This window comes from Streptomyces sp. Act143, assembly GCF_003143935.1.
Classification (GTDB): domain Bacteria; phylum Actinomycetota; class Actinomycetes; order Streptomycetales; family Streptomycetaceae; genus Streptomyces.
On the sequence record NZ_QFRX01000001.1, the window covers coordinates 2,215,915 to 2,238,359 of the forward strand.

Sequence of the window (22,445 nt, forward strand, 5' to 3'; positions counted from 1 at the left end):
CGGTCATGTGACCGGCACGCCGCTCTTGTGTGCGCACCGTTCATACGCCATTTCGCGTCGGGAACCGGCTCGGCCCTCCCGCGAGGGTGACGTCGAGGCCGGTCTCGGTGACGTCGACCGAGGTGGCCTTGAGGCCCAGGGGGTAGGCGGTGTCCGTCCGGTCGGTCAGGTTCTTCTGGATCCGGTCGACGAGCGCGGTGGGTGCCGGGTTGCCGAGGATCTCGGCGTCTTCGAGGCGCAGGCTCAGGTGTCCGTTCCGCAGTTCGGGCTTGAGGGTTGCCTGTCCGAGGCCGCCCTGGCCGAGGGCGAGGGTGAGTGTGTCGGCCCGGGCGTCGAGGCGGACACCGGAGACCGGGAGCCTTCCGTTGGGCGTGGTGGCCAGGCTCTGCAGGGAGGCGGCGGGCACCTCGACCTCGGCATGGGTGCGGGCGACGGTGCCCGAGTGGTCGCCGGTCAGGCGTATGTCGTCCAGGCGGGCGTGGACGGACACGTCGGGGAGACGGCCGATGGTGGCATGGTCACTGCTGACGGTGACGGCGTCCAGATGGCGTTCGAACAGGTCGAGCAGGGCCGGCCCGCCGTCGATGTCGACCTCGCTGCCCTGGCCGAGTTTCCGGTCGACCGTGGCGGCGAGGCGGCCCTCCAGCAGGCCACGGGCGGTGAGTTCGGCGGCGGTGACGATCAGGAGCAGGGCGGCGAGGGCGACGGCGGTGATCGACGCGATGCGATGTCGCCGGAAGACGTGGAGCACGTACCGTTTCACCGCTGCTCTCCCAATGTGGCCGGGGCCTCGGCGGATTCCGGTCGCTCATGGCCGCACATGTCCTCCGCATCGGGCGCGGTCGGCGCCGGTCCTTCGGGGTCCAGGCGGGGCAGGAGGCGGTCCAGCCAGTGGGGCAGCCACCAGTTGGCGCGGCCGAGCAGGTACATGGTGGCGGGCACCAGGACGAGCCGGACGACGGTGGCGTCGATGACGACGCTGACGCCCAGTCCGAGGGCCAGCATCTTGATCACCACGTTGGTGGAGAGCAGGAAGGCGAGGAAGACGCTGGTCATGATCAGGGCGGCGCAGGTGATGACGCGGGCGGTGCCGGCCAAGCCGGTGGCGACGCTGAGGTGGTTGTCCTTCGTGTGCAGCCAGGACTCGCGGATGCGGGAGAGGAGGAAGACCTCGTAGTCCATGGACAGGCCGAAGACGATGGCGAACATCATCATCGGGACGTACGACTCGACGGGTACGGGTTCGTCGACGCCGAGGAGTGAGCCGCCCCAGCCCCATTGGAAGACCGCGACGACGACTCCGTAGGCGGCGCCGATGGACAGCAGGTTGAGCAGGGCGGCCTTGAGCGCGACGAGGAGGCTGCGGAAGGCGGTCAGCAGCAGGAGGAAGGCCGCTGCGACCACGACCGCGATGATGACCGGAAGCCGGTCCACCACGACGTCGCGGAAGGTGAGTTGGGCGGCTGTTACGCCGGTGACATGGCCGTGGGCGCCCGTGCCGGCCAGGGCGTCGGGCAGCGTGTCGTCCTCCAGTCGGTGCAGGAGGTCGGAGGTGGCCTGCTCCTCGGGGCCGGTGTCGGGGGTGACCGTGGTCACGAGCAGGGCCTGGTCCTCGGTCGCGCTCGGATTGGACGCCTGGGCGACGCCGGGGGTCGCAGCCAGCGCGTCGTGCAGGGAGGCGGTGAGTTCCTTGATGTCGGTCTGCTGTCCGCCGAGGTCGACGACGACGGTGAACTGACCGTTGGCGCCGGGTCCGAAGCCGTCGGAGATCAGGTCGTAGGCGCGGCGGTCGGTGTAGCCGGTGGGGTCGGCGCCGTGGTCGATGTGGCCGAGGCGCATCGAGGCGGTGGGGATGCTCAGGACGCCGAGGACGACGACGCCGAGGACGAGGAAGAGCCAGGGGCGGCGGCCGACCGTGCCGGCCCAGCGGTGCCAGGTATCAGTGGTTCCGGTCGGCTCGTCCACCGGGGTGCGCACCCGCCAGCGGTCGATGCGGCGGCCGGCGATGCCCAGCAGGGCGGGGGCCAGGGTGAGGGCGGCGACGGCGGCGACCACCACGGTGAGGCCGGCGGCCGCGCCGAGGCTGCCGATGAAACCGACACCGGAGGCGTACAGGCCGCCGAGCGCGAGGGCCACGGTCGCCGCGGCCACGATCACCGCACGTCCGCTGGTCGCGACCGCCCGGCCCGCTGCCTCGGCCGGGTCGGCGCCGGCGCCGATGTCCCGCAGCAGCCTTCGGTGGCGGGTGATCAGGAAGAGGGTGTAGTCGATGCCGACGCCCAGCCCCATCATCGTGGCCAGGGTCGGTGCGGCGTCGCCGAAGGAGACGGCGGCGGCCAGCAGGCCGAGCAGGGAGATGCCGGTGAGCAGGGCGACGATCGCGGTCAGCAGCGGCAGTAGGGCTGCCGCGACGCTGCCGAATCCGACCAGCAGCACGACCACGGCGGTGATCAGACCGATGGCCTCGGACAGCCGGTCGGCGGCCTTGGGACGCGCCAACTGCCCCAGCGGGCCTCCGTATTCGACTTGGACGTGGTCCGTGCGCAGTGGCCGGACGGCGTCGTCGACACGGTCGAGGTAGGACTTGTCGAACTTGGCCGGGCTCTGCGTGAAGCGGACGGTGACGATGGCGGTGGCGCCGTCGGCCGAGACCGCGCCCGGGGTGGTCAGCGGGTCGGCCACCGAGAGCACCTCGGGCAGCTTCCGCAGGTGCGAGACCGTGTCGCCGACCGCGTCCCGGTGCGCGTCGAGCGTCCCGCTGTCCGTGTGCAAGGCGATCTGGGAGGCCGTGCCACGCACCTCCCGGGAACCGTGCGCATTCAGCAGGTCGGCGCCGGTCTGCACGGAGGTGCCGGGCAGGGAGAAGTCGTCGTCGTACGTGCCGCCCCAGGCTCGGTCGGCGCCGATGGCGGCCACCGCCACCAGCAGCCAGGTGCCGAGCACGCACCAGGCCCGGCGGGCGCACCAGCGGCCGAGCCGGTGCAAGCGGCCGACAGGAGTGGGCGGTTGGGAGGTGGTGTCAGTCGGGTGGTTCGTTGTCATGGTGTCGCTTCTGTTCGGGCCCGGGTGGGCGTGGGACAGGCTCAAGGGTGTCGGCGGGGACGGGGTGCCGGCGGGTGGGGCGCAGGAAGACGGCGAGCGTGGTGAGCAGGCCGGTGGCGATGGCGGGGCTCAGCCCGAGGAGGGCAGCTTCTCCCGGGCGGACCGAATCCGCTCCTCCCGAGCCGGCCGCATCAGGTCCGGTGGCCCGAGCCGGGGGCCGTCCGTCGGACGCGTGGTCTCGGCGATCACCTCGCGGACGGTGGGCCGGATCGGCGCCCCGACCGATCAGCAGCGCCGCCTCCGCCCCGACTTGGGGCACCGACATGGACCTACCGCACTTGCGGGCGTAGCCCCCGGGACGCAGGGTGCGGCCACCGAGCGGGGGTCGCCGCAGTTGGAGAACCCGGCCGTACTGCCGCGGGCGCAGCGGATCGGTACCGGCGGGAGCGGCGCCCGTCAGCGACTGGACGGCGACGAGCACGGCCGAAGGCACTTCGGCTCTCAGGGGTGTCATGTTCAGTGCTGCTGCCAGAAACCGCTGCGCCGTTCCGCCCACTGCCGCACCCGGTCGCCGTAGTCACCGTCGAGCGCCTTGTCGCGGATGTCCACGAGTCCGCCGCGCAGTTCGTCTCCGCTCAGTCCGCGCAACTTCCCCAGGTCGCCCCGCAGTTGCTCCGGAAGGAGCCGGTAGCGCTGCTGTGCTCGCTCGGCCCGGAGCTTGACGACGGTGCCGTAGTCACCGTCCAGTGCGTCCTGCCAGATCCGTGCCGCCGCCTTCTGACGCTGCTCCGGGTCCATGCCACGCAGCTGTCGCAGGTCGGTGCGGAGGTCGTCCGGGATCCAAGCGGGCAGCATGTGCGGGTCGGTGTCTGCGACGGCCACGGCGAGTGCCGAAGAGGCCGTAGTAGCCGTGGTGGCCGTAGTCGACCCGGACGATGCCGCCCACAGCGGTCCGGTCACGGCAGTGGCAGCGACGGTGATGGCCAGCAGCGTCCTTCGCGCGCGGCGGGCCGCCACGCTGGTCAAACGGTTCACAAGATCCTCCCCTTGCTCGATCTGCGGCCCAGCGTGTCGAAGGGGTGCGAGGAGGAGGTTCGGCGAATGTTCGGGGCGTGTAAGGGCCCCTGGCGCGGGTGCTCGCGGGGGCCGCGCCTGGTTAGCATCGAGAGCCGGATCGGGAAGTGAGAGGCAGATGCCGGAGAGCAAAGGGCTCGTCCTGGTCGTGGAGGACGAGCGGAACATCGCGGACCTGCAGCGGCGCTACCTGAGCCGGGAGGGATTCGGCGTCCACGTCGAGACCGACGGCCACGCCGCCCTGGCCGCCGCCCGCAGGATGCGCCCGGCGGCGATCGTGCTGGACATCGCCCTGCCCGGCATGGACGGCATGGAGCTATGCCGACGGCTGCGCGAGCAGGGCGACTGGACTCCCGTGCTGTTCGTGACCGCGCGGGACGAGGTCACCGACCGGATCCTCGGACTGGAACTGGGCGGCGACGACTACCTCACCAAGCCCTTCTCGCCGCAGGAGCTTGTCGCCCGCGTCAAGAGCCTGTTGCGCCGCGCGGCGGATCCGGGGCGGGATCCGGTGCGCCGGCTGGGCCGGCTCACGCTGGACGCCGGACGGCGCACCCTCCGGGTGGACGAGCGCCCCGTCGAACTGACCACGACCGAGTTCAATCTGCTCGCCTTCCTCATGCACCACCCCGAACAGGTCTTCACCCGCGAGCAGTTGCTCGCGCAGGTCTGGGGCTACGCGGACTACCGGGACACCCGTGTGATGGACGTCTACGTCTCCCAGCTGCGCGCCAAACTCGCTGACGCCAGCCCGATCCGCACCGTCCGGGGCGTCGGCTACAGCGTCACCGATGCCGATACCGCCCGATGACGATCGCTGCCCGCCGCGGCTCCCTGAGGGGGAGCCTCGTCCTGCTCACCACCACGGTGGCCGCGGTCGCCGTCGTCCTGACCGGGTTGTTCGCCTGGCGGGTCATCCGCACGAACGCCGAGGTGCAGGAACGCGACCAGCTCTCCCGGCAGGCGGAGGTCATGGCCCGCACTCCGCCCCTGGCGTCGTGGATGCTGGACCGGCAGCAGCGCATCGCGGGTCCCGACGAGATCCGGCTCGCCCTGGTGCGTCCCTCCGCCGAGGTCGTGGGACCGGCGGCGGCAGTCGTCGACGACGCGCAGCGCCGGGCCCTGCTCGCCGGGCACGAGGTGTCCGCCACCGCCCGGCTCGACGGCCGGACGGTGCTGGTGGAGGGCACCCCCACCAGCACCGGGGGCGGGCTGGTGCTCACGCAGCCGATGAACGCCGTCGACCAGGCCACCGACCGCATGCGCGGCAGCCTTGTCCTGCCCCTGGTGCTGGGTCTTGTCGGTGCCGCCCTCGCCGGCGCGCTGCTCGCCCGGCGCCTGACCCGGCCGCTCGTCTCCGCCGCCCGTACCGCGCACCGGCTGTCCGAGGGCGAGCGCGGGCTGACGGTGCCCGCCGAGGGGCCCACCGAAGTGGCCGAGCTGGCCGGCGCGTTGAACACCCTGGACGCGGCGCTCGCCCACAGCGAGGGCCGGCAGCGGGACTTCCTGCTCTCCGTCTCCCACGAGATCCGCACCCCGCTGACCGCGGCACGGGGCTACGCCGAGGCCCTCGCCGACGAGGTGATCACCGGCGACGAGGTGCCCGAGGCCGGCCGCATCCTGCGCACCGAGATCGAGCGGCTCGAACGGTTCGTCGGCGACCTGCTCGCCCTGGCCCGCCTCGAAACCGACGACTTCCGTCTCGACACCGGTGAAACCGACCTCGACGCCCTGCTGGCGGAGGCCGCGGACGCATGGGCGGCCCGGTGCGCCCGCCACGAGGTCGACTTCCGCCTCGAACGCCCGGGAGTTCCGCTGACGATCACCACCGACGGCTTCCGGGTACGGCAACTCATCGACGGCCTCGCCGAGAACGCGCTGCGCGTTACACCGGCCGGAAAGCCCCTCGTCCTGGCCCTGCGCACGGAAGGGCCCGGCGCCGTCCTGGAGGTCCGCGACGGCGGCCCCGGCCTCACCGACGACGACATCGCCGTCGCCTTCGAACGCGGCGCCCTCACCGACCGCTACCGGGGCGTCCGCGCCGTCGGCAGCGGACTGGGCCTGGCCATCGCCCACCGCCTCACAGCCCGGCTCGGCGGCACCATCACCGCCGACGGCCGCGCACCCGAGGGCGGCGCCTGCTTCACCGTCTGCCTGCCACCACACCCCGATGCCGGCCCACCGACTGCTCCTTACACGCCCCGAACATCACGCTGACACCGTCGTCGCTCCGATCCGCCACGCTCGCTCCCGGGCCGGTGGACGAAAGGAACGACAGGATCATGCCAGTGCCGCCGAGGTTCCTTCCAGGACGACCGATCGCCCTGCTGCGGCGTACCGCGGCGGCCCTCGTCCGGGGTGGCGCCGGCACGGCATCGGAGCGTGCGCGACGGCAGGGCGCGGCCGCCGACCGGGAGCAGGGCATGCCCCGCAGGCTGCGCCAGGACCTGGACCGGGCCCTGGCTCTCTCCGACGACGCGGCCCGCAGGGCTGCCGTCGACCGCGTCGTCCGGGGCATCGCCGACGGCACCTACGGAACCGGTTTCCGACGAGGCGCGATGGGCGCGGCCGACCACAACCGGCCGGACGACCCGGTCTGAACACCACACATGCGAACCCGACATCACCTCCCTATTCCGCGGCGATCCAGTGCTCGAACGCCGCCAGGTGCCGCTCGGAGGCGGCGAGCAGGTTGGTGTACACCTGGCGGGTGTCCGGGGCGGTGAGTCCGGACAGCGCCTTGGTCAGTGCGGCGATGTCCTCGGTCTCGACCGTGCGCCCGGCCTTCAGGGCCCCGGACAGGCTGTCCTCGCCCTGCTTCAACAGCCGGTCGTAGGTGGCCTGGACGGCCGGGTCGGTGAACTCACCGGCCGGCTTGCCGGCGGTCGGGTCGGTGACGTCGTAGCGGTCCAGCAGGGTGCGCACGGCGGTCAGGTGGCTGGTCTCTGCCGCTGCGATCCGCTCGAAGACGCGTACGTCGTAGCGTGCGGCGAACGCGGTGTAGAGGTCGTGCGCGAGCTTCTCCTCCTCCGCCATGCCCGCCAGCGTGGTCCTTTGGGTCGCGGTCAGGGTGCCCTGCGCGGCGAGGGCGGTGTAGCGGGTGCAGCTCCCGTCGCGGCGGGTGTCCTGCATGCCCTCACCGTGCCGTTCGGCGTAGTGCTGACGGCCCGTCATCATCTGCTGCCGCGCGGTGGTGCCCGGTGCCGTGGTGCCGTCGGTGCCCGCGGCCACCGCGCCGCCGGCCAGTACTCCGCCGATGGCGAGCACGCCCGCGGTGACAGCCGTCGCGACCTTGACGTTGCGCTTCATGGCGAACCTCCTCGACTCCGCGGGAGCGTCCTTGCGTTCCCACACCGTCACCGTCGCGCCCGGTCCTGCAGTCGTCGTGCGCTGCGTGTGGAGACGGGATGGAGACGACCGCCGGGCGGGTTGGGGCTGTTCGGCCCCTCCCGGAGGCGGACCCGTGATGCGTAGATGTGGGGCATGGCCGGCACCGTGCTCGTCGTCGAGGACGAGAGGGAGATCCGTGACCTGCTGCGCCGCTACCTGGAGCGCGCGGGGTACGGGGTGCTGACGACCGGCTCGGGTGCGGAGGCGGTGCGCCTGCTCGGTGAGCCGGGGATCGATCTGACGCTGCTGGACCTCGGGCTGCCGGACGTGGACGGTGACGAGGTGCTGCGCGAGGCCCGCGAGCGCGGCCGGGTGCCGGTGGTCGTGCTGACCGCACGGACGACCGTCGAGGACCGTATCCACGGGCTGCGGCTCGGCGCCGACGACTATGTGACCAAGCCGTTCAGTCCCACCGAGGTGGTGCTGCGAGTAGGTGCGGTGCTGCAGCGGGTCGGGGGTACGGCGACGGGGGCGGTGCCGGTTCTGTCGTACGGCGACGGACGACTGCGGATCGACGAGGCCCGGCACGAGGCAGTAGTGGATGGCTGTTCCCTGGAGTTGACGCCCACCGAGTGGGGTCTCCTGACCGCGCTGGCATCGGTGCCCGGTCGGGTGTTCTCACGCTATGAGCTGGTCAACCGGGTGCGCGGCTACGAGTTCGCCGGGTACGAGCGGACGATCGACTCGCATGTGAAGAATCTGCGGCACAAGCTCGGGGAAGCCGGCGCCGACCTCGTGGTGACGGTGCTGGGCGTGGGCTATCGGCTGGGGTGGTCCCGTGACCCGTGAGCCCGGTGCGCCGCGCTCCGGCGTTCGGCCGTCCGGCGGGCTCGGCCCGCTCGGGCGACGCCTGTTCGCCGCGTTCGCCTTGGTGGCGCTGGCCTCCGTGGCGCTGCTGACGACCGCGGCGCTCGTCGGAACCGACCGCGGGCTGAGCAGCGCCCACCAAGCCGACCGGCAGCGCACCGCCGACCGGGTGGCCGGGGCGGCAGCCGACGCCTACCGGGCCGCGGGCGACTGGTCGACGGCCGACCTGTCGGCGGCGCGTTCTCTCGCCGCGGGCGCCGGGGCGGTGCTCACGGTGCGCAACGCGGACGACGAGACGCTCTCCGGCGGATCCGGATCCCGGGACGAGCACGGCATGCCCGGTTCGGGGCAGGGGCAGCACGGGCAGGGCATGGGCTCGGGCCCCGGCGCGAACGCGCTCGTGATGGTCGACGGCCGCACCGTCGGCTCCGTGCACCTGGCCTTCTCGGCCGGATCCGCGTCGGCGGGTCTGTCCGTCGCCTGGGGCTGGGTGGCCGCGGCCGCCGCCGGTGCGCTGGCTCTGGCGCTGGCCGTGAGCTGGTTCGTCACCCGGCGCCTGACGGCTCCGGTCGTCCGGGTCGCCGTGACCGCGCGTGCGCTGGCGGCAGGGGACCGCAGCGCCCGGGCCCGGATCGACGCACCCGGTGAACTGGGCGACCTCGCCCGCGCCTTCGACGCCATGGCCGACGACGTCGGCCACGCGGAGCAGGCCCGCCACCGCCTCGCCGCAGATGTCGCCCACGAACTGCGCACGCCCCTGACCTCGTTGCAGGCGGGGCTGGAGGAATTGCGCGACGGCTACACCGAGCCGGCCCCGGACCGTCTGGCCTCGCTGCACGACCAGGCCCTGCGGCTGGGCCGCATCGTCGACGACCTCGGGAAACTCGCCGAGGCCGAGTCGGCCCGCCTGTCCCTGCACCTGGCCGAGGTGGATCTGACCGCCCTGACTGAGGCCGCCGTGGCCGCACGGGAGGCCGAACTGCGCACCGCCGGGCTGACCGTACGCACGGTCCTCGGCCCCGCTCCGCTGCTGGTGCGCGCCGACGCCGACTGGCTGCACCAGGCGCTCGGCAACCTGCTCAGCAACACGGCCCGCCACTGCCGTGCCGGCGACACCGTCACCGTCACCACGTCCGCCACGCCCACCGAAGCTCTCGTCGAGGTGGCCGACACCGGCCCTGGCATCCCCGCCGACGAGTTGCCGCACGTCTTCGACCGGCTGTGGCGCGGGGCCCGCGCTCGGGCCGGAGGCGGCAGCGGCATCGGCCTGGCCGTGGTCAAGGAGCTGGTCACCGCTCACGGCGGCACGGTCACCGCGGTCTGCGGACCGGGCGGCGGGACACGTATGACCCTCCGGCTGCCCAGGACCGCGCCGCAGGGATCCCGCCGCGGTGCGGGCACCGTCACCGAGCCGCGAGTTACCTCCCAGGCAAATACCCCCAGGGGTATTTGACGCGGGTCTCCGGGTCGCCGTACTCTCGGCGGCAAGATACCCCCGGGGGTAATCGAGGAGGCAGTCAAGTGGCTCGCGAAGTGACACAGGAAGCGTTCGCGGCGGCCTGGGCCGACGGCGCACTCGTCATCGACGTACGGGAGGCGGACGAATACGCCGCCGGACACGTGCCCGGCGCCCGCCTGATGGCGCTGCGCACCGTGCCCGCCCGGTGCGGTGAACTGCCCAGCGACCGACCGGTGTTCGTGATCTGCGCCAGCGGCAACCGCAGCAAGACGGCTGCCGACTGGATGAACTCCCGTGGCGTCGACGCCTACTCCGTGACCGGCGGCACGGGCGCCTGGGCCCGCGCCGGACGTCCCGTCGCGGCCGGTTCCCACGAGCACGCCGCCTGACCCCGTCCGACACCCGTACAACGGCCAGCCGGAAAGGAGCACCGCCTTGGCCACCACCCCCTCCCCCACCGACACTCCGATCTCCGGCCGCCACCGCGTCGCCGTCATCGGCGGCGGCAGCGCCGGCATCAGCGTCGCCGCCCGCCTGCGCCGCGCCGGCGTCACCGACATCACCCTGATCGAACCGTCCGACACCCACTGGTACCAGCCCCTGTGGACCCTGGTCGGCGGCGGCCAGGCACCCCTGCGCGCCACCCGCCGCCCCGAGGGATCGGTCATCCCGGGCGGCGTGCGCTGGATCCGCCGCAGCGCCCTGGCCATCGACCCCGACACCCGCACGGTGACCCTGTCCGGCGACGCCGAACTCACCTACGAACACCTGGTGATGGCACCGGGTCTCCAGCTCGACTGGGACGGCGTGCCGGGCCTGGCCGAGGCCGTGGGCCACGACCGGGTGAGCAGCAACTACGCACCCGAGCACGCCCCGCGCACCTGGGAACTCATCCAGCAGATGCGCTCGGGCACGGCCGTCTTCACGCACCCGGCGACCCCACTGAAGTGCGGCGGAGCCCCGCAGAAGATCGCCTACCTGGCCGCCGACCACTGGCGCAGGCGGAAGGTCCTCGACGACATCCGGATCGTCCTGGTCATCCCCGATCCGGCGATGTTCAAGGTGCCGGCCTGGTCACAGGTCCTGGAGAAGGTCGCCGCCCGCTACGGCATCGAGGTGCGGCTGCGCTCCGAGATGACCGCCGTCGACGGCGACGCCCGCGAGCTCACCGTCACCGACCACGCGAACGGCACCAAGGAGACCATCGGCTACGACCTCCTGCACGCCGTGCCGCCGCAGAGCGCCCCCGACTGGGTCAAGACGAGCCCGCTCGCCGCCCCGGCCAGCCCGCAGGGCTTCGTCGCCGCCGACAAGCACACCCTCCAGCACCCGCACCACAACAACGTCTTCGCGCTCGGGGACGTGGCGAACCTGCCCACGTCGAAGACCGGTGCCGCGGTGCGCAAGCAGGCCCCGGTCGTGGCCGGCAACCTGCTCGACGTCATGAACGGCCTTTCCCCGTCCCATAGTTACGACGGCTACACGTCCTGCCCGCTGGTGACCGCCCGCGACCGAATGCTGCTCGCCGAGTTCGACTACGACCTCAACCCCACCCCGTCGTTCCCGCTGCTCGACCCCTTCAAGGAGCGGCGCACGATGTGGCTGTTCAAGCGGTACGGACTGCCGCCGATCTACTGGCACGGCATGCTCACCGGCCGCCTCTGACCGGTCGGGCCCGGGCATCCCCCGACCCGGGCCGACCACCACCCCTCCGCCCTCCGACATAGGCGGACCAGCGCCTTCTATATACCCCCCGGGGTAATTCACCTCATCCGACCTGGAGGTCACCCGACCATGTTCTTCGCCCAGTACTACCTCGACTGCCTCTCCCAGGCGTCCTACATGATCGCCGACGAGAGCACCGGCAAGGCCGTCGTCGTCGACCCGCGCCGCGACATCTCCGAGTACCTCACCGACGCCGCCGCGCACGGTTTCACCATCGAGGCCGTCATCAATACCCACTTCCACGCCGACTTCCTCGCCGGCCATCTGGAGCTCGCCGACCGCACCGGCGCCTGGATCGGCTACGGACAGCGCGCCGAGGCCGAATACCCCATCCACAAGCTCGTCGACGGCGAGCGCATCACGCTCGGCGACGTCCAGCTGCAAATCCTCGAAACCCCCGGGCACACCCCGGAGTCGATCAGCGTCCTGGTGTACGAGCACGCGAGCGACGCCGTCCCCTACGGGGTCCTGACCGGCGACGCGCTGTTCATCGGCGACGTCGGCCGGCCCGACCTGCTCGCCTCCATCGGCGTGACCGCCGACGAACTCGGCAAGATGCTCTACGACACCATCCAGCACAAGCTGATGGACCTCCCGGACGCTGTGCGGGTCTTCCCCGCCCACGGCGCCGGCTCCGCCTGCGGCAAGAACCTCTCCACCCAGCGCCAGTCCACCATCGGCGAGCAGCGCGTCACCAACTACGCCTGCCGGCCGATGAGCGAGGAGAAGTTCGTGTCGCTGGTGACGGAGGGGCAGCCGTCCGCGCCCGCCTACTTCGTCTACGACGCCCTCCTCAACCGCAAGGAGCACGGCCTGTTCGACGCGGCCGCCGCACCCCGGCCCCTGTCGGTGGAGGAGTTCATGCAGCGGCGCGCGGCCGGAGCCGTCGTGGTCGACGCCCGTTCCCCGCAGGACTTCGCGCCCGGGTACCTGCGCGGCTCGGTCAACGTGCCCGCCGACGGCCGCTTCGCCGAACAGGCCGGCATGGTCGTCGCCCCCGAACAGGACGTCGTCGTCATCGCGCCGCAGGACCGCGAGGAGGAGGTCGTCACCCGCCTCGCCCGGATCGGCTTCGACAAGGTCGGCGGCTACCTGCGCGAACCCGAGGGCGCCTTCCCCGCCCTGGCCGACGAGATGGAGCAGGCCAGCCGGCTCACCGCCGACGAATTGCACCGTCTGCTCGACAGCGAGGAACCGCCGCTGGTGCTCGACGTGCGCAACACCGCCGAACGCGAAGAGGGCTTCATCGAGGGCTCGTTGCACATCCCGCTGGCCGAACTCGCCCGCCGCGCCGCGGAGATCCCGGCCGACCGGTCCCTGGTCGTGCACTGCGCGGGCGGACACCGCTCCTCCATCGCCGCCAGCCTGCTGCGCCACCAGGGCCGCACCGACGTCTCCGACCTGCTCGGCGGCTACGGCGCCTGGCTCGCCCTGCCCGCATCCGCCGACGTCTGATCCACCCGCGCACCGGGCGGCGACCAGGCCACCGGCCGCCGCCCGCCCCCCATCGAGACAGCACGCTTCACCGACAGCAGGGACCCCCGATGACCATCCATGCCGACAAACCACGCCTCGACCCCGCCACGCTGCGCGACCTGACCCAGTCCGGCGACGGCCCCCGTCTGCTGGACGTGCGCACGCCCGGCGAGTTCCGCACCGCCCACATACCCGGCTCCTACAACGTCCCCCTCGACACCCTGCGCGAACACCGCGCCGAACTGCGCCACCACCTCGACGAGGACGTCATCCTCATCTGCCGCTCCGGAGCTCGCGCCGCCCAGGCCGAACAGGCCCTCGCCGAAGCCGGACTGCCCAACCTGCGCGTCCTCGACGGCGGCGTCCTGGCCTGGGAGACCGCCGGAGGCCCGCTCACCCGCGGGCCCGAACGCTGGGACCTGGAGCGCCAGGTCCGGCTCGTCGCCGGAGCCCTCGTCCTGGTGACCGGCGTCGCGGGCCTGTTCGTGCCCGGACTGCACCTGATCGGCACGGCAGTCGGCGCGGGACTGACCATCGCCGCACTCACCAACACCTGCGCCATGGGAATGCTGCTGTCGAAGCTGCCCTACAACCGCGGCCCGCGCACCGACCTCGACACGGTCGTCGCCGCCCTGCGGGGCACGTCATGATCGCGGTCATCATCGCCGCGTCCCTGCTCATCGGCGTCAGCCTCGGCATCCTGGGCGGCGGCGGGTCCATCCTAACCGTCCCCATCCTGGTCTACCTGGCCGGCATGGAGACCAAGGAGGCCATCGCCACCTCCCTGTTCGTCGTCGGCGTCACCAGCGCCGCCGGAGTCGTCTCGCACGCGCGTGCCGGACGCGTGCGTTGGCGTACGGGCCTGCTGTTCGGGTTCGCCGGCATGACCGGGGCCTACGCGGGCGGACGACTCGCCGAGTTCATCCCCGGCACCGTCCTGCTCGTCGCCTTCGCCCTCATGATGATCGCCACGGCCGTCGCCATGATCCGCGGACGCCGGCAGGCACCGAAGAAGGTCCACCACGAACTCCCCGTTCTGCACGTCCTGTTGGACGGCATCGTCGTCGGCCTGGTGACCGGACTGGTCGGCGCCGGCGGAGGCTTCCTCGTCGTGCCCGCGCTCGCGCTGCTCGGCGGCCTGCCGATGACCGTCGCGGTCGGCACCTCGCTGCTGGTCATCTCCATGAAGTCCTTCGCCGGCCTGGCCGGATATCTCGCCAGCGTGCACATCGACTGGGGCTTCGCCGCACTCGTCACGGCGACCGCCGTGGTCGGCAGCCTGGTCGGCGGTCTGCTCGCCGGGCGCATCCCGCAGGACGCGCTGCGCAAGTCCTTCGGCTGGTTCGTCGCCGTCATGGGCGTCTTCGTCCTCAGCCAGCAGACCGGCTCCGATCTGCGCCACACGCTGCTGACCAGCCCCTGGACATGGGCCTCCGTGGCCGCGACGGCAGGGGTCGCGTTCAGCTGGTACATGCTGGGGCGCTCCGACCGAACGCCGGAGCGGACGGGCGACACCCCGGCGGTGCCGGATGGCGCAACCGAACCTGTGGTCTCGCTCGCCGTCCGTGCCAAGACCGCGCGCGCCAACGGCGTCAGCGCGTCGCCGCAGGACACCTAGGTACGTGGTACACACTCCCCCACCCGGCCCCGAGGAGGTGTCTGGTGCACACCACCGAAGTCGCGAACACCGCCGACAAGGAAGCGGACTCGTGGGCCGAGGTACTCAACCGGCTACGGCGGGCCCAGGGACAACTGGCCGCGGTCATCGCCATGATCGAGGCGGACCGCGACCGCAAGGACATCGTCAACCAGCTGGCCGCGGTCACCCACGCCCTGGACCGGGCCGGTTTCAAGATAGTGGCGGGCGGCATCCGCCAGTGCCTCACCGAACAGCAACAGGGACACGTCCCGCCGCTGAGCGAGGCCGAACTGGAGAAGCTGTTCCTGACGCTCTCCTGACCCGGACCCCGTAATCCCAACTCAGTGGGTGCAAGGTGATCTCCCGCGCCGTCATCACCGACTGGGCCGTCCAGCCGGGCAGTCACTGCCCCGACACCCGACCGGCCGGCCCCCCGACACCGGCGGCGGAGCAACGCGCCCGCCGGCACGTCCAGGAGCGGCTCGCACGCCGATTCCCGGATCTCCCGTCCGAGACACTGGCGACGGCAGCGGCGGAGGCGTTCGCGTTCTTCGCCGACGCGCGCGTACGGCACTACGTTCCCGTCCTGGCCTTGAAACGTGCCGCGGGGCAGCTGTCCGAACGCTTCGCCGCCCTGGGCGCGAGAGGCGGCGGGACGTGAAACCGACCCCGAAGTGTGTCCTGGACCGATCCCGCCCCTGCATCGCCCCGGACCCCAGCAGCTGCCCCTACCCCTGGCTGCTCGCGGAGGACGACACGATGAACCCGGACGACGACATCGACACGGACGACGATCCCGCGCACGCGGAGAAATGAGGCGCAGGACATGGACGCGGCGAGCTGGGACGAGCGCTACCGCGGCAGCGAACTGGTGTGGAAGGCCGAACCCAACCGCTTCGTCGCCGAAGCACTGGCCGCTCTGGAGCCGTCCGGACGGGCGGTGGACCTCGCCGCAGGCGAAGGCCGCAACGCGGTCTGGCTCGCGGAGCGGGGCTGGGAGGTGGACGCCGTCGACTTCTCCGCCGTAGCCCTGGACAAGGCCGAGACGCTGGCCGCCGACCGGGGCGTGCGGCTGCACACCGTTCACGCCGATCTCACGCTCTGGGCGCCCGCGGAGGCCACGTACGACCTGGCCCTGATCGCGTATCTCCACCTGCCGTGGCCGGACATGGCCCAGGTGCTGACCCGGGCCGCCACCGCCGTCGGCAAGGGCGGCACCCTGCTCCTCGTCGGCCACGACGCGGCCAACCCCGAGCACGGCCACGGCGGCCCGCAGGATCCACGCGTGCTGTACACCACCGAGCAGGTCGCCGACCTGTGGCGGCCGCACGCCGCCATCCTGCGGGCCGAGACGGTCATGCGGCAGGCGTCCGACGCCGAGGGCAACAGCTGCACGGCCCTCGACGCACTTGTCCACGCCGTACGACGATCACCCCGGCGGCGCGCCAGGACGTTGCAGCGGGTTTGGCCGCCATGTACCAGTCGGCGAGCTTGACGCTGTCGTCGGCCAACCGGGCCTCCAGCTCCGCCCGAGTGCGTGGGGCACCGAGGACGACATCCTCGCCGGGGTTCCGATTGGCGGGGCAGGCGACTCCGTCGCGATCGGAGGTCTGCAGGGCGTCGAGCAGTCGCTCGATCTCGGGGATAATGCGGCCGGCGTTCCTCAGGCAAGACAGCACCGCCCGCACGATCTGTCCCGGGTGGATGACGAAGACGGCGGGTACGACGGCGGTGGCGTTTGTGCGAGGGGAACATTGCGGCCTCGCCGAGCGCTGACACTTATACCCCTCCGGGTATTCAGGTCGGCGACGACACCGTAGTCGCGGACACCACCCGCCGGGGACCGTCACCCAACCCGGCGGAGGAGCGGGAAGACGGTGGCGACGGCAGGACGTGACCGACCCCCGGTGAGCGAGGACAACTGCGTCGTGACCGCCTGCGGGCGCAGCATCGCCGTGCGATGGCTGCAGATCGCGCCGGCGGAGCGGCCCATCAGCCGGGTCACCCTGGACGTGGGCCGCGACCAGGGCGGCGAGCCGGGCGTGTGGGCGGCGCTCACCGCCGGAGAGGCCCGTGACCTGGCCCGCCTGCTCCTCCTGCACGCCGGCCTGGCCGAGCACAGCACCGAGCCCGTCGGCCCGGCACGCGAGAACTCCCGCTCGACCTGACTCACGCCTGCGGTTCGGGTCACTCCAGGACGCGCAAGTACTCCCGGTCGCCCAGGAGTTCCAGACGACGCCGGAGCACCGGGTTGTCGGACGACTGACTGGCGTGACAGGCGATGGCGCGGCCCTGCCACTCGCGCGGCACCGGCCCGACGACACGGCACTCGGTCGGATCACGCCCGAGGAAGGACGTACCGAACTCGGCGTTCAACCGTTCCGCCACGTCCCGCGGCAGGGTCCACCCCACCACCGCCACGCCGGTGCCGCGGGCGGCGAACAGCACGGCGCCGGTGGCCCGTTGATGATCCCGGTGCCCCGTGACACCCCCCAGGTCGAACACCAGCAGGTGGCTGGGGCGCTGCTCGTCGATCAGCCGGGCCACCTCTCCGGCGAGCCGGTGCGGCGGAATACGGTCGAGGCCACCGTCCGGGTGCCCGGACAGCTCCACCCGCTCGACGCCCAGCTCCCGTGCCGCGCACGCGAGTTCGTCCGCGCGCAGGGCATGCAGGTCGCCGGGCCTGCCGTGAAGGGTGGACGCCTCGCCATGGGTGAAGCAGAGCACGGCTGTGGGCACACCGGACCCGGACAGCAGGGCGAGCAGGCCACCCAGGCCGAACGACTCGTCGTCGGGGTGGGCGACCACCGCCAGCACCCGCCGCATCCCGCCCGGCAGCCCGCGCCCTGCGCCTGTGTCGGCCATCTCAGGTGTAGATGATCTGGCCGCCGGCCGCGTGCTCGTAGAACTCGCCGACCGTGATGACGCCCTGGACCTGCTCGACCAGGTCATCCTTGTCGAGTTCGAAGAGGTCGACGGACGCCTTGCAGGCGTAGATGCCCGCGCCGGTGTCGGCGATCATCTCGATGAACTCCGGGATCGGCGGGATGTCGAGCTTGTCCATCTTGCGTTCCATGTAGCGGGTGACCAGGTCCGGGACCCCCGGCATGCCGCCCAGCAGGGTCGGCAGATGCAGACCGGGGTTGCCGACCGTGGCCAGCTTGATGTGCTCCCAGTGCTTCTTCGTGATGGCATCGAGGCCGAAGAAGGTGAAGAACAGGTCGGCCTCGATTCCCTCGGCGCGGGCTCCGTTGGCCATGATCAGGGCCGGGTAGATCCCTTCCAGGGATCCCTTGGAGACGATGATCGAGACCTTCTCGATGGTTGCGGTGTCGGCCATGACGACTCACGCTCCTCAGATGCAGCCGCGCGGCTTGGGGATACCGGCGATCTTCGCGGCGGTCTTCGCCGGTCCCTTGGGAAACAGCTGGTAGAGCTCCTTGACGCTCACACCGGAGGTCTTGCCGAGAACCCGCACGGTCGGGCCGGTGCCCTTGGCCGCGTACTGCTCACGCATGAAGCGGATGACGATCCAGTGCCGGTCCGTCAGCGTGTCGATGCCGGCCTCCTTGGCGATCGGCTCGGCCATCGGCTCCGTCCAGCACGCGGGGTCAGTGAAGAACCCCTCGTCGTCGACGTGGATGTCGGTGTTGTCGTAGGTGGTGGTGGGCATGACGGGGTCCTCTCCCCTGGGCGGACCTGGACGCACACGTGGCCGCAGACGGACACGTGGTTCTCAGTCCGATACGTGATGCTTGCCGTGCTCGGGCATCGCCGAGCCGATGCCAGGCAGGTCCCGGCCGGGCAGCAGGCTGTGCCAGTACAGCCACTCGAAGGCGAGCTTGCCGAGGTGGGCGGCGTGCGACTCCTTCATCAGCGGCAGACCGACCGGGCCCGGGAAGTGGCCGGGCAGCGGCTCGGTGTCGTAGTTGAAGTCGATCAGCAGCGCCTTGTGGAAACCCGTCTCCACGAAGCAGTTGGCGTGCCCGTCGAAGGAGGCGTTCAACGACTGCCCAGCAAGGTGACGGCCGATGTTGTGCACCACCACCTCACCCTCGAAATGGGCCACCGATCCTGCCTTGGAGGCGGGCAGGCCCGCCGCGTCCCCGATCGCGAACACCTCGGGACGGTCCGGGAGTTGCAGCGTGTGCGGGTCGACGGGGACAAAGCCGAGTTCGTCGCCCAGGCCCTCGGAACGCTCCACGTACTCGGCGCCGCCGTGCAGGGGCACCACGACCGCCAGGTCGAAGGGCACTTCGCGCTCGTCGTACGACACCAGCCGCCCGCGTTCGCCATCGACCTCGCCGAGGGTGAACTCCGTGACCAGCTCGATGCCCTTCTCCTTGAGCAGCCCGCCCAGCGCCCTGGCAGCGACCGGCTTGGTGAACGCACCGTCGAGCGGGGTGGCGTACGTCAGCTCGACCCGGTCCCGGATGCCCCGGTGCTGGAAGTACCAGTCCGCCAGAAAGGCGAACTCCAAAGGCGCGACGGGGCACTTGAGGGGCAGGTCGGCGACATCGATCACCAGGCGGCCGCCCTCGAAGCGCTCCAACGCGTGATGCAGGGCGGCGGTGCCGGGCAGGTCGTAGAAGGTGAAGACCTTCTCGCGCCAGCCGGTTCCGGTCAGTCCCTCGGTCTCCTCCGGCAGCAGCGTCGCTCCGGTGGCGACCACGAGGACGTCGTACGGCAGCCGGATGCCACTGGCGAGGTGCACGGTCCGCGCGTCCAGATCGACCCGCTCGATCCGCGCCTGCTTGTAGTCGACAGCCGCGTCCAGCTGCCGGGAACGGGGCCGGACGAGGTGGTCGGGCTGGGCCAGCCCGAAGGGCACGAACAGCAGGCCGGGCTGGTAGAGGTGGTCGTCGTTCTGGTCGACGACCGTGATCCGGCACTCGCTCTGGTCGTACGTGCGACACAGGCGGTTGGCCGTCATGGTGCCGGCGGTCCCGCCGCCGAGAATCACGATGTGTTTGCCCATGACCCCACTGTCGAGCGGCAGATGACAGCCCGGCATGGGCCGCTGGTCCCCACCCGAGTACCCACCCGGGTATGTCTTCGGCCAGGCCCACCGGCCCCAGGACCCCATGCGCCTGGCACGAACACCCTGATAAAATACCCAGCAGGGTATATCGCCGCACATGCAGGCACGAGGGCCGAACGGTCCCCGGCACACCCCGTCGGCCCCTCACCCCGCCCCCGCACTCAGCGGTCGACTGGAGTCCGGAGCAGTCGACATCAGCGAGAAGGGCTCGGCCATGACCGGCAGCACACCGCAGACCCTCAGCACGAACCGCACCCAGTCCGGGGACGTGCACCGCCTGGAGGTCATCCACGTGGAAGGCGACGCCTACAGCGTGGACATCCGCGAACACCGCCTCCATGTCGACCAGCCCCTGGAGGCGGGCGGCACCGACACCGCACCCACGCCCACCGAGCTCTTCGCGGCGTCGCTGGCCACCTGCGTCGCCTTCTACGCGGGCCGCTACCTCCACCGGCACGGCCTGCCCCAGGCCGGCCTGCGCGTCCGCACGGAGTTCACCATGGCCACCGACCGACCGCCACGTGTCACCTCCCCGCGCCTCGCGATCGTCCCGCCACCGGAGCTGCCAGAGCAGCGGCGTGCGGCCCTGCTGGCCGTGGCCTCGCACTGCACGGTCCACAACACCCTCCATCAGCCGCCCGAGATCGACATCGAGGTGGAGCCATGAGTACGACCTCGGCGCCGACCGTGCCGGCACTGGTGGACCGCATCCGCGGCGGCCTGATAGGCGACGACGAGGTGCTCGACGGGCCCTACGGCCCGAAGCGAATCGTCTACGCCGACTACACCGCCTCCGGCCGCTCCCTCGACTTCATCGAGGACCTGATCCGCGAGCAGGTGCTGCCGCGCTACGGCAACACCCACACCGAGAGCTCCAGCACCGGGTTGCAGACGACCCGGCTGCGCGAGGACGCCCGCCGGATCATCCGCGTCGCGGTCGGCGGCACCGAGGACGACCTCGTCATCTTCTGCGGCTCCGGCGCGACGGCCGCGGTCAACAAACTCGTCGGCATCCTTCAGCTGCGTCGCCCGGAGAAGCCGCCCGAGGCCGAGCGTCCGGTGGTCTTCGTCGGACCGTACGAGCACCATTCCAACGAGCTGCCCTGGCGTGAGTCCATCGCCGACGTCGTGGTCATCGACGAGGACCCGGACGGCCACGTCGACCTTGCCCGACTCGAGGCGGAACTGCGGCGGTACGCCAATCGTCCGCTGCTGATCGGCACCTTCTCCGCCGCCTCCAACGTCACTGGCATCCTCACCGACACCGACCGCATCGCACGGTTGCTGCACACCTACGGCGCGCTGTCCTTCTGGGACTACGCCGCGGCGGCACCGTACATCCCCATCCGGATGGCCGAGAGCGCTCCGGGCGCCGGGGACCACAAGGACGTGCTGTTCCTGTCCCCGCACAAGTTCGTCGGCGGCCCGCAGACCCCCGGCGTGCTCGTCGTGCGCCGCGAGCTGGTGCGCAACCCGGTGCCCACCGCCCCCGGCGGCGGCACGGTCGCCTTCGTCGACCCGCGCGGCCACCGTTACCTCGACGACCCGGTGGCCCGCGAGGAGGGCGGCACCCCGGCGATCGTCGAGTCCATCCGGGCCGGGCTCGTCTTCGCCCTCAAGCAGGCCGTCGGTACCGACACCATCCAGGCCGCCGAGGAGCGCCACTGGCGCCGCGCGCTCGCGGCCTGGGCCACCCACCCCGGCATCGAGATCCTCGGCAACCACCACGCCCGCCGTCTGTCCATCGTCTCCTTCCGCATCCGCCACGGCGACCGCTCCTATCTGCACCACAACTACGTCGTCGCCCTCCTCAACGATCTGTTCGGCATCCAGGCCCGTGGCGGCTGCTCCTGCGCGGGCCCGTACGGCCACCGCCTGCTGGCCATCGACGCCCCCACCTCGCACGCCCTGCTCGACGAGGTCGTACTCGGCTGTGACGGCATCAAGCCCGGCTGGATCCGCGTCAACTTCAACTACTTCATCAGCGACACCGTCCGCGACTACCTGATCGACGCGGTTGATCTGATCGCCGCGCAGGGGCACCGGCTCCTGCCGGACTACCGCTTCGACCCGCACACCGGCCAGTGGCGCCACCGCAGCGGCCCCACCGACGCTCCGCTGCGGCTGACCGACGTGCGCTTCGGCGTCGACGGCCGGATCTCCGCCCCGGCCGTCCGCCACCACCGGCTGGGCGAGGAAACCCTGTCCGGTCAACTCGCCCGCGCCCGCGAGATGCTGGCCGCTCGCCCCGACAGGGTCGACGACGGCCCCACCGGACTGCCGGCCGACTTCGAGCGCATGCGCTGGTTCCCGCTGCCGCCCGCCTGTGTGGAACAAACCCGGGCCGACACCGGTTGAACCGAGCAGACCAAGATACCCCACCGGGTATATCGGAGCGGAGGGAATCCCATGCCGACCGTCGAACTGACCAAGGACAACTTCGAGGAGACCGTCACCGGCTCCGAGATCCTGCTGATCGACTTCTGGGCCGCCTGGTGCGGACCGTGCCGGATGTTCGGCCCCGTCTACGAGAAGGCGGCCGAGCGCCACCCGGACATCGTCTTCGGCAAGGTCGACACCGAGGTCCAGCCCGAACTCGCCGGCGCCTTCCAGATCTCCTCCATCCCCACCCTGATGGCCGTCCGTGACCGGACCGTCCTGTACTCGCAGCCCGGCGCGCTGCCACCGCAGGCCCTGGAGGAGCTCATCGGCAAGATCCGGGCCGTTGACATGGAGGACGTTCGCCGGAAGGCCGCCGCGGGCTCGGCGGAAGCGAACTGACGCCCAGGGCG

General features: G+C 71.6%; 26 protein-coding genes and 1 pseudogene. 18 read left to right on the forward strand and 9 right to left on the reverse strand.

Going from position 1 to position 22,445, the window contains the following annotated elements:
* Positions 1-40: 40 nt before the first annotated feature.
* The 3 genes from DI272_RS09915 to DI272_RS09925 all read right to left on the reverse strand — a co-directional run bounded on the left by DI272_RS09915 (position 41) and on the right by DI272_RS09925 (position 4,077).
* Positions 41-763, reverse strand: coding sequence for a DUF2993 domain-containing protein (locus DI272_RS09915; protein WP_181387139.1), 723 nt, complete (start codon positions 761-763; stop codon positions 41-43).
* Positions 760-3,042, reverse strand: coding sequence for an MMPL family transporter (locus DI272_RS09920; RefSeq protein WP_109494989.1), 2,283 nt, complete (start codon positions 3,040-3,042; stop codon positions 760-762). The genes DI272_RS09915 and DI272_RS09920 overlap by 4 nt, the downstream gene beginning before the upstream one ends.
* Before the next feature lie 516 nt (positions 3,043-3,558).
* Complete coding sequence (locus DI272_RS09925; protein WP_146238316.1) at positions 3,559-4,077, reverse strand: hypothetical protein; 519 nt, start codon at positions 4,075-4,077, stop codon at positions 3,559-3,561.
* A gap of 157 nt (positions 4,078-4,234) precedes the next feature.
* On the opposite strand from DI272_RS09925, the gene DI272_RS09930 reads away from it, so the two are divergent.
* The 3 genes from DI272_RS09930 to DI272_RS09940 all read left to right on the forward strand — a co-directional run bounded on the left by DI272_RS09930 (position 4,235) and on the right by DI272_RS09940 (position 6,716).
* Complete coding sequence (locus DI272_RS09930; protein ID WP_109494991.1) at positions 4,235-4,927, forward strand: response regulator transcription factor; 693 nt, start codon at positions 4,235-4,237, stop codon at positions 4,925-4,927.
* Positions 4,924-6,333 carry a sensor histidine kinase KdpD gene (locus DI272_RS09935; RefSeq protein WP_109494992.1) on the forward strand — a complete coding sequence of 470 codons (1,410 nt, stop codon included), beginning with the start codon at positions 4,924-4,926 and terminating at the stop codon, positions 6,331-6,333. Before DI272_RS09930 ends, DI272_RS09935 begins: the two co-directional genes overlap by 4 nt.
* Before the next feature lie 65 nt (positions 6,334-6,398).
* On the forward strand, positions 6,399-6,716 hold the full coding sequence (locus DI272_RS09940; RefSeq protein ID WP_146238317.1) for a hypothetical protein: 318 nt from the start codon (positions 6,399-6,401) through the stop codon (positions 6,714-6,716).
* Positions 6,717-6,747: 31 nt separating this feature from the next.
* On the opposite strand, the gene DI272_RS09945 is transcribed toward DI272_RS09940, so the two are convergent.
* Complete coding sequence (locus DI272_RS09945; RefSeq protein ID WP_109494994.1) at positions 6,748-7,425, reverse strand: DUF2202 domain-containing protein; 678 nt, start codon at positions 7,423-7,425, stop codon at positions 6,748-6,750.
* A 174-nt stretch (positions 7,426-7,599) separates the two neighbouring features.
* On the opposite strand from DI272_RS09945, the gene DI272_RS09950 reads away from it, so the two are divergent.
* The 11 genes from DI272_RS09950 (at position 7,600) to DI272_RS09995 (ending at position 16,107) form a co-directional block, all read left to right on the forward strand.
* The gene (locus DI272_RS09950; RefSeq protein ID WP_109494995.1) at positions 7,600-8,295 is read left to right on the forward strand and encodes a response regulator transcription factor; all 696 of its coding nucleotides are present in this window, start codon (positions 7,600-7,602) and stop codon (positions 8,293-8,295) included.
* Positions 8,285-9,766: a HAMP domain-containing sensor histidine kinase gene (locus DI272_RS09955; protein ID WP_109494996.1), complete on the forward strand. Its 1,482-nt coding sequence runs from the start codon at positions 8,285-8,287 to the stop codon at positions 9,764-9,766. The genes DI272_RS09950 and DI272_RS09955 overlap by 11 nt, the downstream gene beginning before the upstream one ends.
* Positions 9,767-9,834: 68 nt before the next feature.
* Positions 9,835-10,161 (forward strand): rhodanese-like domain-containing protein, encoded by a 327-nt coding sequence (locus DI272_RS09960; RefSeq protein WP_109494997.1) that lies wholly within the window; start codon positions 9,835-9,837, stop codon positions 10,159-10,161.
* A gap of 46 nt (positions 10,162-10,207) precedes the next feature.
* Complete coding sequence (locus DI272_RS09965) at positions 10,208-11,437, forward strand: FAD/NAD(P)-binding oxidoreductase (protein WP_109494998.1); 1,230 nt, start codon at positions 10,208-10,210, stop codon at positions 11,435-11,437.
* A gap of 129 nt (positions 11,438-11,566) precedes the next feature.
* Positions 11,567-12,952 carry a rhodanese-like domain-containing protein gene (locus DI272_RS09970; protein ID WP_109494999.1) on the forward strand — a complete coding sequence of 462 codons (1,386 nt, stop codon included), beginning with the start codon at positions 11,567-11,569 and terminating at the stop codon, positions 12,950-12,952.
* 89 nt (positions 12,953-13,041) lie between these two features.
* On the forward strand, positions 13,042-13,623 hold the full coding sequence (locus DI272_RS09975; RefSeq protein ID WP_109495000.1) for a rhodanese-like domain-containing protein: 582 nt from the start codon (positions 13,042-13,044) through the stop codon (positions 13,621-13,623).
* A complete protein-coding gene (locus DI272_RS09980) occupies positions 13,620-14,591 on the forward strand; it encodes a sulfite exporter TauE/SafE family protein (RefSeq protein ID WP_109495001.1) in 972 nt (323 codons plus the stop codon). The genes DI272_RS09975 and DI272_RS09980 overlap by 4 nt, the downstream gene beginning before the upstream one ends.
* Before the next feature lie 44 nt (positions 14,592-14,635).
* Complete coding sequence (locus DI272_RS09985) at positions 14,636-14,932, forward strand: metal-sensitive transcriptional regulator (protein WP_109495002.1); 297 nt, start codon at positions 14,636-14,638, stop codon at positions 14,930-14,932.
* A 35-nt stretch (positions 14,933-14,967) separates the two neighbouring features.
* Entirely contained in the window at positions 14,968-15,273 is a 306-nt protein-coding gene (locus tag DI272_RS09990) for a three-helix bundle dimerization domain-containing protein (protein WP_109495003.1), read from the forward strand.
* On the forward strand, positions 15,270-15,428 hold the full coding sequence (locus DI272_RS44445) for a hypothetical protein (RefSeq protein ID WP_181387140.1): 159 nt from the start codon (positions 15,270-15,272) through the stop codon (positions 15,426-15,428). Before DI272_RS09990 ends, DI272_RS44445 begins: the two co-directional genes overlap by 4 nt.
* 10 nt (positions 15,429-15,438) lie before the next feature.
* Positions 15,439-16,107, forward strand: coding sequence for a bifunctional 2-polyprenyl-6-hydroxyphenol methylase/3-demethylubiquinol 3-O-methyltransferase UbiG (locus tag DI272_RS09995; RefSeq protein ID WP_109495004.1), 669 nt, complete (start codon positions 15,439-15,441; stop codon positions 16,105-16,107).
* Positions 16,108-16,150: 43 nt separating this feature from the next.
* Here the strand turns inward: DI272_RS09995 and DI272_RS46185 are convergent.
* Positions 16,151-16,462, reverse strand: a pseudogene (locus DI272_RS46185) (hypothetical protein); the annotation flags it as partial.
* A 57-nt stretch (positions 16,463-16,519) separates the two neighbouring features.
* Between DI272_RS46185 and DI272_RS10005 the strand changes: the two are divergent.
* A complete protein-coding gene (locus DI272_RS10005; RefSeq protein WP_258314506.1) occupies positions 16,520-16,780 on the forward strand; it encodes a hypothetical protein in 261 nt (86 codons plus the stop codon).
* A gap of 19 nt (positions 16,781-16,799) precedes the next feature.
* On the opposite strand, the gene DI272_RS10010 is transcribed toward DI272_RS10005, so the two are convergent.
* The 4 genes from DI272_RS10010 to DI272_RS10025 all read right to left on the reverse strand — a co-directional run bounded on the left by DI272_RS10010 (position 16,800) and on the right by DI272_RS10025 (position 19,590).
* On the reverse strand, positions 16,800-17,477 hold the full coding sequence (locus tag DI272_RS10010; RefSeq protein WP_219933843.1) for a PIG-L deacetylase family protein: 678 nt from the start codon (positions 17,475-17,477) through the stop codon (positions 16,800-16,802).
* 1 nt (position 17,478) lies between these two features.
* A complete protein-coding gene (locus DI272_RS10015) occupies positions 17,479-17,952 on the reverse strand; it encodes a DsrE/DsrF/DrsH-like family protein (protein WP_109495006.1) in 474 nt (157 codons plus the stop codon).
* Positions 17,953-17,967: 15 nt separating this feature from the next.
* The gene (locus tag DI272_RS10020) at positions 17,968-18,285 is read right to left on the reverse strand and encodes a TusE/DsrC/DsvC family sulfur relay protein (RefSeq protein ID WP_109495007.1); all 318 of its coding nucleotides are present in this window, start codon (positions 18,283-18,285) and stop codon (positions 17,968-17,970) included.
* Between the two features lie 63 nt (positions 18,286-18,348).
* On the reverse strand, positions 18,349-19,590 hold the full coding sequence (locus DI272_RS10025; RefSeq protein ID WP_109500770.1) for an NAD(P)/FAD-dependent oxidoreductase: 1,242 nt from the start codon (positions 19,588-19,590) through the stop codon (positions 18,349-18,351).
* A gap of 277 nt (positions 19,591-19,867) precedes the next feature.
* Between DI272_RS10025 and DI272_RS10030 the strand changes: the two genes are divergently transcribed.
* Genes DI272_RS10030 through DI272_RS10040 form a run of 3 tightly spaced genes read left to right on the forward strand, consistent with a single transcriptional unit; the run spans position 19,868 to position 22,434 of the window.
* The gene (locus DI272_RS10030) at positions 19,868-20,320 is read left to right on the forward strand and encodes an OsmC family protein (protein ID WP_109495008.1); all 453 of its coding nucleotides are present in this window, start codon (positions 19,868-19,870) and stop codon (positions 20,318-20,320) included.
* Positions 20,317-22,011, forward strand: coding sequence for an aminotransferase class V-fold PLP-dependent enzyme (locus tag DI272_RS10035; RefSeq protein WP_109495009.1), 1,695 nt, complete (start codon positions 20,317-20,319; stop codon positions 22,009-22,011). Before DI272_RS10030 ends, DI272_RS10035 begins: the two co-directional genes overlap by 4 nt.
* Before the next feature lie 51 nt (positions 22,012-22,062).
* The gene (locus DI272_RS10040) at positions 22,063-22,434 is read left to right on the forward strand and encodes a co-chaperone YbbN (RefSeq protein WP_109495010.1); all 372 of its coding nucleotides are present in this window, start codon (positions 22,063-22,065) and stop codon (positions 22,432-22,434) included.
* Positions 22,435-22,445 lie beyond the last annotated feature (11 nt).